The sequence below is a fragment of the Paenibacillus radicibacter genome (genome assembly GCF_024721995.1).
Classification (GTDB): domain Bacteria; phylum Bacillota; class Bacilli; order Paenibacillales; family NBRC-103111; genus Paenibacillus_AM; species Paenibacillus_AM radicibacter.
This window is the reverse complement of record NZ_JANQBC010000007.1, coordinates 120,848-137,073: the sequence shown is the minus strand read 5'-3', so window position 1 is coordinate 137,073 and position 16,226 is coordinate 120,848. Positions and strand designations below refer to the sequence as shown.

The window sequence follows — 16,226 nt, the reverse complement described above, 5'->3', positions numbered from 1 at the left end:
TGTATTTCGGCTAGATTAGAGAGACAAAACCTAGATGGTTCATTGACGTCTTTAAACCTGTCGACTAAATCTAGTTCCTGTTCTGGCAAAAAGCAAAAAAATGACCGCCTCTCAACACTCGAGAGTATGGTCATTTCTCTTTATTCTTCGTGTAAAATGTACTGCGCAATGTTCTTACAGTGATCCCCTACACGCTCTAGATTACTTAGTATATCCAGATAAATCGCACCTGACGCGCCGTTACACAAGTTCTTATTCAGACGGCTTAGATGGGCTTTGCGGTACGCTCTTTCCATGCGATCCAGCTCAGACTCGCTCTTCAGCACTTCTTCCGCAACTTTTAGATCATGATTTTCAAGCGCATAGAGCGCACGCTCAACAGTCGTATCTGCAAGCTCCAACATGTTCTTCAGATCTTGCATCGCTTCTTTGGAGAATTCATATTTGTTCGTATGACTCAGCTCCGACAATTCCACAATGTTCTCTGCATGATCCCCAATACGTTCAATATCGTTAATCGTCTGCATCAGAATGGACGCTTTCGCTGCCTCTCCTTCGGTCAATCCGTTCTGCTGAATCTTAACCATATATTCGGTGATCTTCCGATCCAGCTCATTAATAAGTTCTTCTTTTTGCAGCGCGAGCGCCGCGACCTTCTCTTCTTTATTGAAAAAATAATTGGAAGCATCATTAAGCGTTTCCTGCGCAAATTTACCCATTCGTAAAATCTCATTCTGCGCTTGACCTAGCGCTACCGCTGGTGTTGCTAAGAATGCTGCATCCAAGAATTTAGGTTTAAACTCAATTTCTTGCATCGATCCTGGAACAATCTTCGTTGCCAGCCATGCAAGTGCTGGAATCAATGGTATGAAGATAAGCGTATTCGTAAGATTAAACAAGCCGTGTGCATACGCAATTTGCATCCGAATATTCACATCTTGTCCAATCCATAGAACAGCCTGGTACACAAGTGGCAGAGCCAACATGAAAATAATCGTACCTACTACGTTAAAAATAACGTGAGCAAGCGCCGTTCGCTTCGCTGCAACAGATGTACCAATTGCAGCAAGAATCGCTGTAATCGTCGTACCGATATTGTCCCCGAATAGGACAGGCAGTGCTGCATACAAATCAATCATGCCTTCATCGGCAATCGTCTGCAAAATTCCAATTGTCGCACTCGAACTTTGGACGATCATCGTAAACACGGTTCCAACCATAACACCAAGGAAGGAATTATCCGAGATCTTTACGATAAAGTCAGCAAATGCTGGCAGTTCACTAAGTGGCTTTAACCCTCCACCCATCGTTGACAGACCAAGGAACAATGTACCGAACCCGAATATAATCTGACCGATGTACTGGAACTTCTTTTTGCTAATGAAAAATAGGAAGAACGCCCCTACTGCAATAATCGGCAGCGCATATTTCTCAATCTTGATCCCGACAATGAATGCCGTCATCGTTGTTCCGATGTTTGCTCCCAGAATAATACCAATTACTTGGCGAAGCGTAATAAGACCAGCGTTTACAAGTCCAATTGCCATCACCGTCGTACCTGTAGAGGATTGAATTAAGATTGTAACTGCAATACCGACCAGAATCCCAAGAATCGGATTTGATGTGTAGGCAGCTAGAATCCCCCTCATTTTATCGCCTGCTGTTTTCTGTAACCCATCCGACATCGATTTGATACCGAATAAGAAGATACCCAGCCCCCCGACGAACTTAAACAAAATATCTTGCCAATCCAAGATGTGATCCCCCTCAACATGGTGTCTAAAAAATGTATGCTCATGTATTTTAATAAATTTTGATGCAAAAATATCACTTTTTCGAAAGAAAAAATTAGTAATTTGTGGAAGCTATTAAAAATGTTACACAAAATCACTCTTTTTTCTTAAAAATCATACGAATACTTTCAAATGTTTACATTTAATTCATTTTTATGTATATAATATATAACCATATGGTTATATGATTGGAGGTCATTTTGACCATGACAGACATCTATCGTGCAATTGCAGATCCAATTCGTAGAAAGATTCTACATATGGTCGCAAGAGCAGAATGTACACAGTCTGACATCGTTGCTGCATTCTCAATCTCTCAGCCTGCGATTAAGAAACATCTTGCGATTTTACAAGAAGAGCAACTTCTGCTAGAACGCAAACAGGGTAAGTATTGCTATTATCGACTCAACACGCCGGTGTATCAGCATGAATTCTCTCAACTGCAGCGTGAATTAGGTCTTGTCTTGGAAAAGAAACTGGCAGGACTCAAACACTTTCTGGAGGAGGAACAATAAATGTTCGATTCACCGATTACAAGCATCAAGCGAGACATGTTCATTCGTACGACCCCTGAGCGGGTATGGAAAGCACTGACGATTGCAGAGGAGCTGAATCGCTGGGAAACGCAAAGCGCATCGATAGATCTTCGAATTGGTGGGAAAGTAGAACTGGATTATGGCTGGGGTGTACTTACTTCTACCACAGTGAAAGAGTTCGAAGTGAGCAAGAGGCTTGTCCTAGAAGAAGAGAATGGCGATCTTACGATCTGGACCCTTGAAGAGGTTGATGGAGGTACACTCGTGACACTTGAATATACTGGCATTTGGGCTGGAGAAGACGGCTTTATGATGGTCGAAGATATGGCGTTTGGTACGGAGCAATTTTTCCGTAATATGAAGAGTGTGCTAGAAGAAGATCATGATCTACGTTCTACATTCTGGACAAGCTGGGTCGGGGTTAGACATCACACACATCTTGGACAAGGTACGCAAGGTTCTATTGTATGTGGGATCACCGAAGGAACACCAGCTTGCAGTATCATTCAAGAAGGAGACATCATCGTTCGCGTCAACGAGCGTACAGTCGAGTCGTATAACGACTTTGAAGAGATCGTTTCCATGACACCTCCTGGTCAATCCATTGCGGTCACAGTGCATCGTGATGGCGAGCAGCATGTACTTCACGTTACAACTGTTCCATTTGGCGAGAAGTCGCCTTCTTGATTTCAACCAAGCTATTCTTTTAAACCATCCAATAACGAATGAGTCCTAATAGTGCAAAGCCAAACAAAACAGTTCCCGCTCCAATTCCCGTAATTGCGCTGTAACCTACTTTCAGCTTGCGTGATGTAAGAAGCGCGATTACCGATACAGCTACTAATAAGCCGGCTAGAAGGTACAAGCTTGCATCATCAAACACACTTTTCAATCCGATAAAATGAATGCCTACAATGAAAGCGATCCACGGGGCGACGAATTGTTGTTTCTTCTTACGAAGCAAGACGATCGCCCCAATTCCTCCGATTGCAAATTCCGCGTATACCGAAATTAAATAACTTTTGAAAGCTGCCGTATCATTCAATGCAGATGGCGCGTGCCAATTCGTCACGCTTAAATATACTCCATACAAACAGACAAGTAATGCGATCCCCGAAGCAATCCCGATGTATTTCCTCCAGCTTGCCCTCGGATTCTCCTGTGCCCAACCAAACCATGAGAAACTAAACATTCCAAAAACTGATGCGTACATCACGTAATCTCTTATGTAGTCCATGTCCTCACTCCTCTTTCTTTTTATGAAAATAAACAAGTGCCTGTCTAAAAATAGTTGCTTATCCAAAGAATCCAACTCAAGCAAGTCATAGTATAGGTAGCAGACGACGGTCAAACGTTGAGTCTGTTTTATATGCTCACAAATACAAACCGAAAGAAGCGTGATGATATAGTGGCCATACGGGCGAAAAATAAGCTTAAGAGGAAGCGCCCACTTCCTAAGCTAGCTAAACCTCCTAAATCACTAGGCAAAGTACGTAAATTTAAAAAGAAGAAGCGTCCCTGCTGCTGTAAGCCTGTTAAATGCAGAAGAGGACCACGAGGTCCAAGAGGCTTCAGAGGACCCATCGGTGCGACTGGGGCGACTGGCATTGGCGTTACTGGGGCAACAGGAATAGGTTTAACAGGTGCCACAGGGGCAACTGGACCTATCGGGGCTACTGGGGCGACCGGCGCGACTGGTTTAACGGGACCTACAGGGGCAACTGGCGTTCTTCCACCCGTCGTTCTCCCCTTTAATCGCATATTTATAGCGAACACAGATGATAACACCGTATCTGTACTAGATGGCAATTCCAATTCTGCTATTGCTACTATTCCTGTAGGTTTTGCACCTTCTTCGCTCGCAGCTGATTCCAATCGGAACTTGCTATATGTAAGCAATGAAGGAGGCAATAACCTTTACGTCATTGATGCGATCACGAACAGCTTACTTACCATCATCCCTGTTCCAGGCGCACCTTCTGAACTTAGCTTGAATCCTTTAACAAATGAATTATATGTAGGGTATTCTAACAGCAATAATCTATCGGTTATTGACGGAATTAGTCGTACGATCACTCGCACAATCCCTGTTGGATTCATTCCTACTAATCTGGATGTCAATCCAACTACAAACTTAGTCTACAGCAACGCACAAGGTGCCGGGAATCCCATCTCTGTCATCTCCGGTACATCCGGTTCTGTCATTGCTACGATTCCAGCTGGGCAAGGGCAAGAAGAAGGCTTTATGCGTTCCGGGGTAAATCCTGTTACGAATCTCATTTATATTCCAAACGTAGGTGGAGCCCTGAATCAGTTAGCGGTTATCGATGGAGTGAACAATAGCCTACTTACTTCTGTCCCCGTTGGCATCTCACCTGCCAGAGTTGCTACCAATTCACAAATCAATCGTGCTTATGTGACGAACGAAGGCAGTTCAAACCTATCTGTCATTGACGGCGTAAGTAATACTGTCATTGCAACTGTCAATGTTGGCACCGCACCTAGAGGCATTGATGTCAATCCAACTCGGAATACCATTTATGTAGCCAATTCAACGACAAACAATTTATCTATCATTGATGGTGGCTCTAACACGGTCATTGCCACAGTTTCTGTCGGCAGACGACCTCGTAGTGTAGCTGTACTTGCTTTACAACGATAACAGGCTGCTCCCATGAAAGCAGCCTGTTATTATATGTCAGGTCAAGAACACTCATCTTCACGCAAACAACCCATGCAGTAATGCCTTAAGGCATTACGATCCAATTCCGAATACTTTCACGAAGTGAAGTTGTGGGTCTTCCCAGTAAATTCTCCAAATCATTTGAAGTAGAAGCTGCATCTATATGTTTCAAAAATCCATAAATCCAACTTTGAATCAAAGGATTCTGACGAACTGCAATCGGTTTACCTGTAAGATCTGTGAGCACATCGCTTAAGTCCTGAAAAGTCCAAGGACTAGATGCAGTCAACTCATAGGTCTTATTGGTATGTCCGGATTCAGATAAGACCGTTGCAATCCCTTCGGCAAGATCTTCACGCGTTACTGAATTGAATTTCCAATCTCCTGGATAGATATGAAGTTCACCACTTGTAATAGCCTCATCTAAACCAAATACATGCACAAAGTCCATGTACAGTGCATTTCGAAGAAACGTGTACGCAATACCTGTTGTGAGAATCGCATGCTCCGTTGCCAAATGCAAATGCGACGGGGCTATGTATCCTTTTCCAAGAAAGGCAAAGCTCGTATATAAGATATGCTCTACATTCGCATTCTTCGCTGCTTCAATGACTTGCGCATGCTGACGAAGACGGATTGTATCATCATGATGCGAGCTGGAGATAAGCAATAACTTCGTGATGCCAACAAATGCCTGTGCCAATGAATCCGAAGAATCATAATCACAATACCGCACTTCAATTCCTAGGTTTACATATTTCTGCGCTTTACCTACATCTCGAACACACGCAACTATAGATCCCGCTCCAACTGTCCCAAGTAGCTGCTGAATGATGTGTGCACCCAATTGACCCGTAGCCCCTGTAATCGCAATGGACATGTGACTCCCCCCCTTGTTCCACTGTATTCAATCCATCTGACATCGAGCACATTTTTTATAAGGCATTGACATTTAGAATTTTCTGACATATATTAAAAACAAATGAAAGCAAGCACTTGCATTCTTTAGTTTGTAAAAAGGAGGTTTCGATCATTAGCGATAAGATTTGCAAACGAGATCAACTACTCACAGCCGTCATTGATCTAGTCGCCGAAAAAGGTTATAACGGTGTTTCCACCAAAGAGATCGCGGCAACTGCCGGAGTGAATGAAGTGACGTTATTCCGTCAGTTTGGTAATAAGCAAAATTTGCTCGAAACAGCATTCCATCATTTTCACTATGCAGATGAGATGACGAAACTTTTTCAAGATAAAATAACTGGGGATTTACATACGGATCTCTTGCTCATCAGCCGATCCTACCAAGAAATTATGTATCGCAATCGGAAGGTCATGCAGATCGCTCTCAAAGAACATCACATCTTCGCAGGATTCCAAGAGAAGGCGAATAAGCATCCGAAGAAACTACTGGAGCTGCTCACGCAATATTTTGACAAGATGCTCAATCAAGGGAAATTAATCGAGACAAACACGAACACACAAGCTTTATCGTTTATGTGGATGAACTACGGGGCATTCATTTCGAATATGTACGAGAGTGAATCGTCCTTCCCTTCTACAACGATGGAGCAGTTCATTTTGGAAAGTGCAGTCACATTTACTAGGGCATTAACCCCCTAGTTTTTTTACCTCATGAATGCAAGTAAGCACTTGCATGCTATTGCCTGCGTTTACGATCACAAATAAAATTTTGAAGGAGGCTTCCTCTATGGAAACCACAAGTAAGCTGCAAGTCGGCGATAAGTTAATTCGTATTCTAATGCTCACCATGATGATCTCATCCATGAGCGCTTTGATGTTCAATATCGTACTTCCCCAGATCAGTAAGGAATTTAATCTTACAATCTCTGAGGTTAGCTGGTTCTCATCCGCCTATACGTTAATTTATGCAATTGGCACTGTCACATACGGCAAGCTAGCGGATCGCTTCCGGTTAAAAAATATACTTACATTCGGAATATTCCTATTCGCACTAGGGTCATTAATCGGTCTCGTCTCCCAAACATTCTGGATGGCACTTGTCGGTCGGTGCATTCAATCCGCTGGTGCAGCCGCAATTCCAGCTATTGCTATTCTTATTCCGATTCGTTACTTCGCACCTGAACGCAGAGGCGCTGCTCTTGGTATGACTGCTGTTGGTTTAGCCTTAGGCAGCGCACTCGGTCCTGTTATCGCTGCATTAATCGTAAGTATTGCCCACTGGAGATGGTTGTTCTTCGTTCCGCTTCTTATCTTGGTAACTCTACCGTACTATCGTAAATATTTGAATGATGAACCGACCTCTACAGGTAAATTTGATTGGATTGGTGCAGGTTTACTAGCAGTTACCGCAGCTACCCTGTTACTAGCTGTAACGAATAGTACATGGTTACTCCTACTAGTCAGTGCAATTTCCTTCATCTTATTTATCCTTCGTATTCGCACTGCTGCTGAACCGTTCGTTCAGCCTCGCATTTTTCAGAATAAACAGTATTCAGTAGGTGTCCTTCTTGCTGTTCTCATCACTGGAATTGGGATCTCACTTTATTTCATAACTCCAATCTTGCTCGCACAGGTGTATCATCTACCTCCATCTTGGATCGGATTTGCCATGGTCCCTGCCGCAATCGCCTCCGCTTTCTTAGGACGTAAAGGTGGCACGCTTGCTGATCGCAAAGGAAATGCTTACTCATTCACAATCGCATCCAGTTCATTAATTCTCTGCTTCTTTCTGCTCTCGTCATTTACAGGTATCTCACCGATACTCATTGCCGTTTTTCTCATTTTGGGAAACGTCGGGCAATCGTTTATGCAAATTGCGATGTCCAATTCGATTTCAAGTACGCTGCCGAAAGATCAAATCGGCGTCAGTATGGGGATTTTTTCGATGATGAATTTCATTACACAAGGGATGGCAACAGGGGTGTATAGTAAATTGACTAATGTTCAATCCGATATGGCGTGGAATCCACTTCATTCAGATGCAGTCAGTTCCTCTTATAGCAACCTATTTCTTGTTCTTGCAGCGGTGCATATCGGTATTCTTCTATTCTACATGTACCAGAGTGCAGCATCACGAAAGCTTGCCTATCGTGTGGAACACAATTCGTAAACCATGTCGATGATAACGAAACTGATTTAAATTACCTATGATGTAAGTGTCGAGTGCCGGATGATAGAACATGAAAGAACCAGTAGCTCCGGCATTCCCCCACATCTCAAACTTGCGCGGCATGAATAGCGGTACGGCTTTAAATTGCATAAGACCATAACCATAATCAATCCCCAGGAAGAACCTCGCCTTATCTGCTTTCATCCTCTCAATCGTGCCTAGGCTTACAAGTTCCCCATGCACTAGCGCCCTCATAAATAGAAGCAATTCCTCTGAAGTCGATACGATCCCACCTCCTGCATAATCAAATCCAAGACTCGGATAATCCACCACATTCTTGTCTCCTATATAAACACCTGCTCTGGGGTATTTACTTTGAACGATAGGCTCCTCATCAATTAAACAGGACTGGTTCATACCAAGAGGTTCGAATATATAATGACGTAACGCCTCAGGATGCCGTCGATCTGTTATTTTCTCAATAATTTGTCCTAATAAATTGTAGCCTGTATCTGAGTAGTGGAATCCCTTGCCAGGCTCAAATCGAGCTTGCAAATGTGCTTTGGAAAAGTCCAACAATTCACGCTGTGACCATATGCGATTTGGTTCATCCAAAATAAGCGTAAGAATCGACTTCGCTTGCTTCGGCTGATCTTCAAAATAACACGGTAGCCCTGAAGTATGATTGAGCAAATGTCGAATCTGAATGGTGTTGATATAATCTCTATCCTTATACACATGTAATCCTTGAAGCAAATCTGCATCCAAATACTGCGTAATCAAATCCTCGTAAGCAAGCAATCCTTTTTCAACCAATATCCCAATGAGTACAGAAGTAAACAGCTTCCCAACGCTCGCAATAAAATATGGCTGATCCGCATGTGCCTTCTGCCCTGCTGTTACGCCCTCCGCAAGTTTCATATGGATATCCAATTTATCAGAGTGAACAAGCAAGTATGCATTATGTATACGGGGATCTTTATGGACTTTTGTTCGAAAATAGCTTTCGATGGATGTTTGTGCCCGATCAGTCCGGCTCATGGCAGAACCTCCGCTCTTCTTTAACTTTTGTAAGTATATATGTACTAATTATGATTATTATCATAAAAAATCGCCCCATTCTTATGGCATGATGCCAAGAAGAGACGATAGTTGGGTACATCCAATATTGAGAAATGCATGCGACTTATGATGCCAAATAAGAGATACGCTTTTTACGAGATTCTCTCATACTAATGACAGCTGCAATCATTGCGAGTACGATCATTGAGCTTGCGAGTAATGGATGGAAGGACAACGTTGAAGATGTTTCCACCAAAATCCCGCCTGTTCCCGCTCCCGCCGCAAGACCAAGATGTACAACAGATGTGTTGATGCTAAGGACTAGGTTAGAGGAAGACGGTGCTTTTTGAATAAAATAGCTCTGAACAGCAGGTATTCCTACAAACAATGACATCATCATGATACCGATCAATAGTATACCTACAATCATGATATGACCGAATATCGACAAGAACAGAAGTGAAGCAGCTTGCACGATAATACTGATCATAATCACTCTGCCTGGTCCAAATCGATCCACACTGTAACCACCAATACGGGAACCTATTGTTCAGAAAATTCCGAATATAAGCATCATGATGCTGGCATAAGAAGCTTTAACACCTAGAATGGACTGCATATAAGGAATTAAGTACGTCATCATCACGGAATTACCTGTTTCCTTAAAGAATGTGATGAATAGTCCACTTACGATCACCAAGCTGCCTAATACTTTAAACTGTGCCCAGAAGGATACTGGCTCATCACCCTTTACTTCAGGAACAAGACGAATGATAACGAATGTAATAATCAACGTTGCTACGCTCAAGATCATGAAGATTGCTTGCCAGTTCAGCCAATTCGTAATCATAATTCCAATCGGAACCCCGAAGATCATCGAAGTGCTAAATCCAAGAACGATTGTACCAACCGCGCTACCAACCTTCTCAGCAGGTACAAGCTTCGCTGCTACACCGAATACCACTACGATATAAACGCCTGAGCTAATGCCTAGAATGATACGTGATAACATGAGAAGCTCCACATTATGACTAAAGAACGCAATTAAACTACCGAATACGAATACAAGCAGTGAAGTTAACATTAACTTCGTACGACTCACACGAGAAGTAAGTGAGATCAAGATGGGTGTCCCAATTGCAAAAGATAGTGAGTACACCGTGACTAGTTGCCCGCTAAGTGCTAGTGAAATATTAAGGTCCTGTGAGATAACGTTCAGGATACCTGAAATAACAAGCTCCGAAGTTGCTGTTAAGAATACACCTAATGCTAATATATATATTACGAATCGATTCATAATTGAATCACTCCTCTCTTTACACGTATTATAATTAAGCTGTATACTTTTCGTAAGAACGCAAAACATTTGGATATACTCCAAACATTTTGACCAACTAACTAATAGTAAGTAGGTGGCGTACATGGAATTAAAAATAACTGAATTCACAAAAAATTACACCAGCCTCTGCAGTGTACTTGAAATTCTAGGATCGAAGTGGGCATTCTTCGTCATTGCAGAACTGGATAGAGGACCTCGTAGATTCAAACAACTATTACGTGATGTCGCGATCATAAAGACGCAATCCTTAACCGATACCCTCAGACATCTCGAAAGCTTTGGGATCGTTAACCGTGTAGTAACACCTACTGTACCTGTTTCAGTCGAATATTCTTTAACGGAAAAGGGAAAAGATTTCAAAGCAGCACTTAAGGAAATGGAAGGTTGGACGGAGAGATGGGAGCGATAAGCCCCGTTATCCGTCCATTTTTTTATCTAATCGAAATAAGGGATTCTGCCTAAAGAACACAGGGATACCGGTCCATATAATGGGAATCAAATGAAAACCATCAATGTTCAGCCTTCATTCACCTAAGATTCAGGAAGGGGATCAGCTATGGATAATAAAAAAAAAACAAAAGCGACCGCAGCAAAGAATTCCATATCCGTTCCACCTAACAAAAAAGCATCTATTCCTGGCACAACTAAAAGTACTATACCTGCTTTATCAGCAAAAAAGGCACCCTATGCTACACGTACAACAGATAAGATTGTCTCTACTGAACCTAATGAAATCGAGCCTTCTATCGATCCAATAAGCTCAACTGAAACAACCGACCCTCAGATTCATATTCACAAAACGAACACATCGGTCACGGATAAGAAACCCAAGCGATTCGAGAAATCGGGCAACAAATCATCTTGCTGCAAAATTGTACACAGCAAGGGACCCACGGGACCCACAGGACCTACTGGTGCTCCTGGCCCTACAGGTCCAATCGGTCCCGTAGGTGAAGTTGGACCCGAAGGACCACAAGGCATAATGGGGCCAGTTGGGGCAAGCGGTCCCGTCGGAATTCAAGGCTTGCAAGGGATTCCTGGACCCACTGGTGCTACAGGACCTACGGGGTCTACATCTGTAAACCGTATCTTCATTCCAGGTGATGGAAACATCTCTGTCATTGATGGAATGACCAATCTAATCCTTGCAACGATTCCAACGGGTACGACATCCAGTGGAATTGGTGTCAATACCAATACCGACTCTGTGTATGTTACCAATGGACCTTCCAATACCGTTACGGTTATCAATGGTATTGCGAATACCGTCGTAGCAACCATTCCCGTTGGCTCCCTGCCATCTGGGGTATGTGCCAATCCCAACACCAATATCCTGTGTGTTTCCAATGGTGCAAGTAACAACATTTCCATCTTAAATGGTATCCTCAATACACCGATTACAGCTGTACCTGTAGGTATGGCACCACAGAATCCAAGCGCGAATCCCAAAACGAATTTAATCTATGTGAGCAATGCCGTCAGTAATAACGTCTCGGTTATGGATGGTGCAACAGGAATCATCATTTCAACAATTCCTGTTGGTAGTGCACCCGCAACACTTGCTGTTAATCCGAACACCAATCAAATCTATGTTCCCAATCTGAATAGCAACAACGTATCCGTTATCGATGGTGTCACGAATACAGTCATTACAACTGTTCCTGCTGGCTTGTCTCCTGGAGCAGCAGCAGTGAATCCAAATTCGAATACCATTTATATTGCCAATCAATCTAGTAACCAAGTAACTGTTATTGAAGGGATTACTTATACGATCATCGCATCGATTTCTGTCGGTCAATTCCCAAGTGGCATTGGTGTTAATCCGACAACGAATCGCATTTATGTATCCAATTTAATCAGCAACAATGTAACTGTCATTGATGGCGACACCAATACGGTAATCGACACCATACTCGTCAATCATGCCCATGGAGTCGGCATTCTGCCATAGCTTAATTCATCATGGTCTTATTCGGAAAGGTGATCGCAAATGGCCGAGAAATAAACAGTTTCTACGAAGAGACCTTTTCAGAACGGCTCTAAATCTTCTACTACCAAACGAACATCATTCAAAGGTACTGTACCCACTCCACCTGTACGTGGTTGTTCGGGTCCAACAGGGACGACTGGCAATCCAGGCATAACAGGTTCTACAGGACCAATGGGATCGATAGGCCCACCTGGTGTGGTAGGACCAATAGGCACGCAGGGCCCTCCCGGCCCGATTGGCATTACAGGTTTTGATGGTGTCTCTGGTATGCCTGGTATCACTGGCGTAACTGGCTCAACAGGAGCTTCCATGACGCACCAGATCGATCGCTTCCTTGTTCCAATCGTTGAAGGTACTTCCTCTATCTATGTCATGAATATCGATGATCCAATTGCAATTTTTCCGACTGGAGTCAGTTCCAATAGCGTTGATATTAATCCGAATACGAATCGTGCCTATGTAACAAGTGGTGCATTAAATCTACTTAATGTGATCGACCTAACTTCCGGTAAAATCACGACAACGATCCCAGTAGGTAACATGCCTTCAGGTGTCGGGGTGAATCCCAACACCAACATCGTTTATGTTTCCAATGAAACGGATGGGACTGTCTCTGTTATTAATGGGATCACTAATATAGGTATTGCTACCATTTCAGTTGGAGCTAATCCACAAACGCCAATCGTCAACACCAACACGAATCAGATTTATGTCGCGAACTCTTTTAGTAATAATGTATCTGTCATTAATGGTGCTACCAATACGGTGATTGCAACGATTGCCGTAGGGCTAGAACCCATCCGAATGGGTTTCAATCCAAATACAAATCGTATTTACGTCCCTAACCACACAAGTCTCGACATTTCCGTTATCAACAGCTTGACCAACACACTCATCGGAACAATCCCATCAGGAGATTCGCCTATAAGTATCACCGTAAATCCAGCTACAAATTTGTTGTACGTCACGAATCAGGTAAGCAGTACAGTCCATGTGATTGAGGGGATCATGAACACACTTATTGCCGTTATACCTGTCGGAGCATTGCCAGTTGGCGCAGCCATCAGTTCAACAAGTAACCGCCTTTACGTTGTTTCTTATACGGGCAGGTCGGTCACTATCATTGACTCGACTACGAATACAGTCATTGATACAATCTTTGTCGGCTCCGCTCAAGACATCAATCTCCTTCCATAGTTGGATCAAAGCGAAGACCGTGTGACCCGAAATATGGGGTTCACACGGTCTTCTTGTTCATACTACATCTCGATATCATTCGAATACTTCCACCCATTCCCAATCATGTTGCGCTGTACGTGCTGCCCATTCGGTTCATAAGGCTTGTAATGCTTCGTATAGTGTTCCTCTACATGATGAATAACGGCTTTCTCTTCTTTTCTAATTTTGCAATCGCTCGGGGGTCCGATGACGACTGTTGTCTTAATTGGAGCGAATGCTTCCTGCACCTTCTCTTCATTCAGACAATACGTACGCGCAAGTAAACTAGCAGGTGTCAATCGCAGCACATCAGAACCTGGAATAAACTCAGGCACAGGCGCATCAAAGATCGCAAGCAAGTGGGTATTATCTTCTGAAGCAACCTCATAGTGCCACCAGCCTTGCGGTACATTCGCAACCTGCCCTGGGCCCAGTGGATAATGATGCAGCTCTTTTGTAAAAGGATTAATGATCGACACGACAGCTCCACCTGATATCAGATAGACAAGCTCAGTTGCATTCTGATGTGTATGTGGCTCAATGATATTGCCCGTACTCAAATAAATATCTAGTAAGGATGAATTCCCTAGTGTGTTTAACTGACTAATGGAAAGTGCTAAGATGAAATTCTGATTATCTTTTTTGTAAAATACATTGTTTCGCAAGTCATACGTAAATTGTGCATTAGGTGAAGCATAGTCCATATAAGATACCGCCACTATCCTCACAGCCCCCTCGTCCGTAGTAGGCATCTGCCTGATTGCATATCTTATGTTAGCCGCTTCTTGAAAGTTCGGTTTTGTAATGAAAAATAATTAAAAAGTGATATACTGTTTATTAAATAAACAATTTACGGGAGACAACATAATGTCGAATGATTCATGGATCGATAACGAAGAAATCAAGAAGTTACCTAATGGCGTTGCGATTTCTTGGGGATTTATTAAACAATCGAAGCGAGGCCCTAAAGGCGAGCTTAGTATTGATAAAATCGTCGAAGCTGCCGTTCAAATTGCCGATCAAGATGGACTTGGAGCTGTCTCAATGAACCGGGTAGCCGCATCGCTTGGTTTCACACCAATGTCGCTTTATCGCTATATTACAAGCAAAGACGACTTATTAGTCTTGATGCAAGAAGCGATATGTAAACTGGATATTCCTCCACTTGATGACTCCATCGGCTGGCGGGAAGAAATGCGTCAGTATGTCCAGACTTGTATTTACATCTTTAACAAACATCCATGGTTCGGTGATATTCCTGTATCAGGTATTCCCCTAACGCCTAATAATCTTGTTTTTGTGGATTGGGGTTTACGCACAATGCGGCATTTCCCCTTGAGTGATTATGAAAAAATGTCCTTCATCCTCCTATTAAGCAGTTATGCGCGTTCGGTAGGAATTATTTCGGCTGACTTTACCAAGGCCATTCAGTCAGGTGTAAATCCAGAGACAATTAACGGAAGCTACTATACGGGGGCACTCAAGCAGCTCGTGACGAAGGAGCGCTATCCCTATTTAGCACCACTTGTTGAGTCAGGCGCGTACACAGAAGATCAAGAACAAGAATCAGATACCATTAATGACTTCGATTTCGGACTCGAACGCATTCTTGATGGGATCGAGCACTATTTGAATCATGGACAAAGTAAATAGTCTTCACATACAAAAACAGCAGCTCGATTGTGTAACGAGCTGCTGTTTATTTACTTATATTCACACGATATTATCTTCTACCCGCTTTACGCTTAAATGCGTACACACTCCATATCATCGCTATGAAGAGAAGCCCCAGACACCAAGCAATTGCGCTCCACACTTGATTGTACGCAAGTCCACCTGTTAGAAGACCTCGAATACTCTCAATAACAGGTGTAATCGGTTGATACGTAGCAACACCCTGAAGCCAAGAAGGCATCGTGTCAATCGGAACAAAGGCACTAGAGAGATAAGGAAGAAATAGAAGTGCGAACCCATATCCACTTGCAGCAGACGGACTTCCCGTCACTAAGCCAATCGCAGCAAATAACCATGTAAACGTAAGCAGGAATAGAACGATAATGCCTAACGCACCCAGCCATTCCATGAAACTAGCTGAAGGGGAGAACCCGACAAGTAACGCGACACCAATGACAATACCTGTAGCGAATAAATTCCGTACTAGACTCGCCACAACATGACCAACCACAACGCCCATACTTGATATCGGCATCGTTCGGAACCGATTAATGATCCCATTGGTCATATCCGTTGCTACATCGACTGCTGTACTCGAAGAACCGAACCCTACGCAAAGCAGAATGATGCCGGGAACGACGTAATTCACATAGTCGCCTTCCCTTGCAATTGCACCGCCAAATACATACGTAAAGAGCAGCATAAGCATTATTGGCAGCATGATCGCCATAATAAGTTGTTCGGTATTTCGCAAGCTCAGTCTTAGGCTACGTCCGATAAAAATCGCGTTCACACTTGCAAATGATGCATCTCGACTTGGTTGAACCATATGATTCATAT

Annotated in this window: 18 protein-coding genes; 9 read left to right on the top strand and 9 right to left on the bottom strand. The window is 43.1% G+C overall.

What is annotated here, in order from left to right; genetic code table 11:
• Nucleotides 1-140: 140 nt before the first annotated feature.
• The gene (locus tag NV379_RS14085) at nucleotides 141-1,754 is read right to left on the bottom strand and encodes a Na/Pi cotransporter family protein (protein WP_258207949.1); all 1,614 of its coding nucleotides are present in this window, start codon (nucleotides 1,752-1,754) and stop codon (nucleotides 141-143) included.
• A gap of 245 nt (nucleotides 1,755-1,999) precedes the next feature.
• Between NV379_RS14085 and NV379_RS14080 the strand changes: the two genes are divergently transcribed.
• A complete protein-coding gene (locus NV379_RS14080) occupies nucleotides 2,000-2,308 on the top strand; it encodes a metalloregulator ArsR/SmtB family transcription factor (RefSeq protein ID WP_258207948.1) in 309 nt (102 codons plus the stop codon).
• Nucleotides 2,309-3,016, top strand: coding sequence for an SRPBCC domain-containing protein (locus NV379_RS14075; protein ID WP_258207947.1), 708 nt, complete (start codon nucleotides 2,309-2,311; stop codon nucleotides 3,014-3,016).
• A gap of 19 nt (nucleotides 3,017-3,035) precedes the next feature.
• Here NV379_RS14075 and NV379_RS14070 read toward each other — a convergent pair whose 3' ends face one another.
• Nucleotides 3,036-3,566 (bottom strand): hypothetical protein, encoded by a 531-nt coding sequence (locus tag NV379_RS14070; protein WP_258207946.1) that lies wholly within the window; start codon nucleotides 3,564-3,566, stop codon nucleotides 3,036-3,038.
• A 132-nt stretch (nucleotides 3,567-3,698) separates the two neighbouring features.
• Between NV379_RS14070 and NV379_RS14060 the strand changes: the two genes are divergently transcribed.
• Complete coding sequence (locus tag NV379_RS14060) at nucleotides 3,699-4,991, top strand: YncE family protein (RefSeq protein WP_308860291.1); 1,293 nt, start codon at nucleotides 3,699-3,701, stop codon at nucleotides 4,989-4,991.
• Nucleotides 4,992-5,076: 85 nt separating this feature from the next.
• On the opposite strand, the gene NV379_RS14055 is transcribed toward NV379_RS14060, so the two are convergent.
• Entirely contained in the window at nucleotides 5,077-5,892 is an 816-nt protein-coding gene (locus NV379_RS14055) for an SDR family oxidoreductase (protein WP_258207945.1), read from the bottom strand.
• A gap of 116 nt (nucleotides 5,893-6,008) precedes the next feature.
• Here NV379_RS14055 and NV379_RS14050 point away from each other — a divergent pair, with 116 nt between their 5' ends.
• Complete coding sequence (locus tag NV379_RS14050; RefSeq protein WP_258207944.1) at nucleotides 6,009-6,632, top strand: TetR/AcrR family transcriptional regulator; 624 nt, start codon at nucleotides 6,009-6,011, stop codon at nucleotides 6,630-6,632.
• Between the two features lie 88 nt (nucleotides 6,633-6,720).
• The gene (locus NV379_RS14045) at nucleotides 6,721-8,103 is read left to right on the top strand and encodes an MFS transporter (RefSeq protein ID WP_258207943.1); all 1,383 of its coding nucleotides are present in this window, start codon (nucleotides 6,721-6,723) and stop codon (nucleotides 8,101-8,103) included.
• Here NV379_RS14045 and NV379_RS14040 read toward each other — a convergent pair.
• The 3 genes from NV379_RS14040 to NV379_RS14030 form a co-directional block, all read right to left on the bottom strand.
• Nucleotides 8,065-9,144, bottom strand: a complete 1,080-nt coding sequence (locus NV379_RS14040; RefSeq protein ID WP_258207942.1) for a serine hydrolase domain-containing protein — start codon at nucleotides 9,142-9,144, stop codon at nucleotides 8,065-8,067. The genes NV379_RS14045 and NV379_RS14040 overlap by 39 nt on opposite strands.
• 145 nt (nucleotides 9,145-9,289) lie before the next feature.
• Nucleotides 9,290-9,700: an MFS transporter gene (locus tag NV379_RS14035; RefSeq protein ID WP_258208130.1), complete on the bottom strand. Its 411-nt coding sequence runs from the start codon at nucleotides 9,698-9,700 to the stop codon at nucleotides 9,290-9,292.
• 15 nt (nucleotides 9,701-9,715) lie between these two features.
• Nucleotides 9,716-10,462: an MFS transporter gene (locus NV379_RS14030; protein ID WP_258207941.1), complete on the bottom strand. Its 747-nt coding sequence runs from the start codon at nucleotides 10,460-10,462 to the stop codon at nucleotides 9,716-9,718.
• A gap of 124 nt (nucleotides 10,463-10,586) precedes the next feature.
• On the opposite strand from NV379_RS14030, the gene NV379_RS14025 reads away from it, so the two are divergent.
• Both NV379_RS14025 and NV379_RS26080 read left to right on the top strand, forming a co-directional pair.
• Nucleotides 10,587-10,913 (top strand): winged helix-turn-helix transcriptional regulator, encoded by a 327-nt coding sequence (locus NV379_RS14025; RefSeq protein ID WP_258207940.1) that lies wholly within the window; start codon nucleotides 10,587-10,589, stop codon nucleotides 10,911-10,913.
• A 147-nt stretch (nucleotides 10,914-11,060) separates the two neighbouring features.
• Nucleotides 11,061-12,455, top strand: coding sequence for a YncE family protein (locus NV379_RS26080; protein ID WP_308860290.1), 1,395 nt, complete (start codon nucleotides 11,061-11,063; stop codon nucleotides 12,453-12,455).
• A gap of 77 nt (nucleotides 12,456-12,532) precedes the next feature.
• On the opposite strand, the gene NV379_RS14010 is transcribed toward NV379_RS26080, so the two are convergent.
• Nucleotides 12,533-12,709, bottom strand: coding sequence for a hypothetical protein (locus NV379_RS14010; protein ID WP_258207939.1), 177 nt, complete (start codon nucleotides 12,707-12,709; stop codon nucleotides 12,533-12,535).
• Here NV379_RS14010 and NV379_RS14005 point away from each other — a divergent pair.
• Nucleotides 12,690-13,691, top strand: a complete 1,002-nt coding sequence (locus NV379_RS14005; protein WP_258207938.1) for a YVTN family beta-propeller repeat protein — start codon at nucleotides 12,690-12,692, stop codon at nucleotides 13,689-13,691. The genes NV379_RS14010 and NV379_RS14005 overlap by 20 nt on opposite strands.
• A 62-nt stretch (nucleotides 13,692-13,753) precedes the next feature.
• On the opposite strand, the gene NV379_RS14000 is transcribed toward NV379_RS14005, so the two are convergent.
• Nucleotides 13,754-14,431, bottom strand: coding sequence for a cupin domain-containing protein (locus NV379_RS14000; RefSeq protein ID WP_258207937.1), 678 nt, complete (start codon nucleotides 14,429-14,431; stop codon nucleotides 13,754-13,756).
• 148 nt (nucleotides 14,432-14,579) lie between these two features.
• Here NV379_RS14000 and NV379_RS13995 point away from each other — a divergent pair, with 148 nt between their 5' ends.
• Nucleotides 14,580-15,365 (top strand): TetR/AcrR family transcriptional regulator, encoded by a 786-nt coding sequence (locus NV379_RS13995; protein ID WP_258207936.1) that lies wholly within the window; start codon nucleotides 14,580-14,582, stop codon nucleotides 15,363-15,365.
• A 70-nt stretch (nucleotides 15,366-15,435) separates the two neighbouring features.
• Here the strand turns inward: NV379_RS13995 and NV379_RS13990 are convergent, their stop codons facing one another.
• A complete protein-coding gene (locus NV379_RS13990; protein ID WP_373426117.1) occupies nucleotides 15,436-16,224 on the bottom strand; it encodes an ABC transporter permease in 789 nt (262 codons plus the stop codon).
• Nucleotides 16,225-16,226 lie beyond the last annotated feature (2 nt).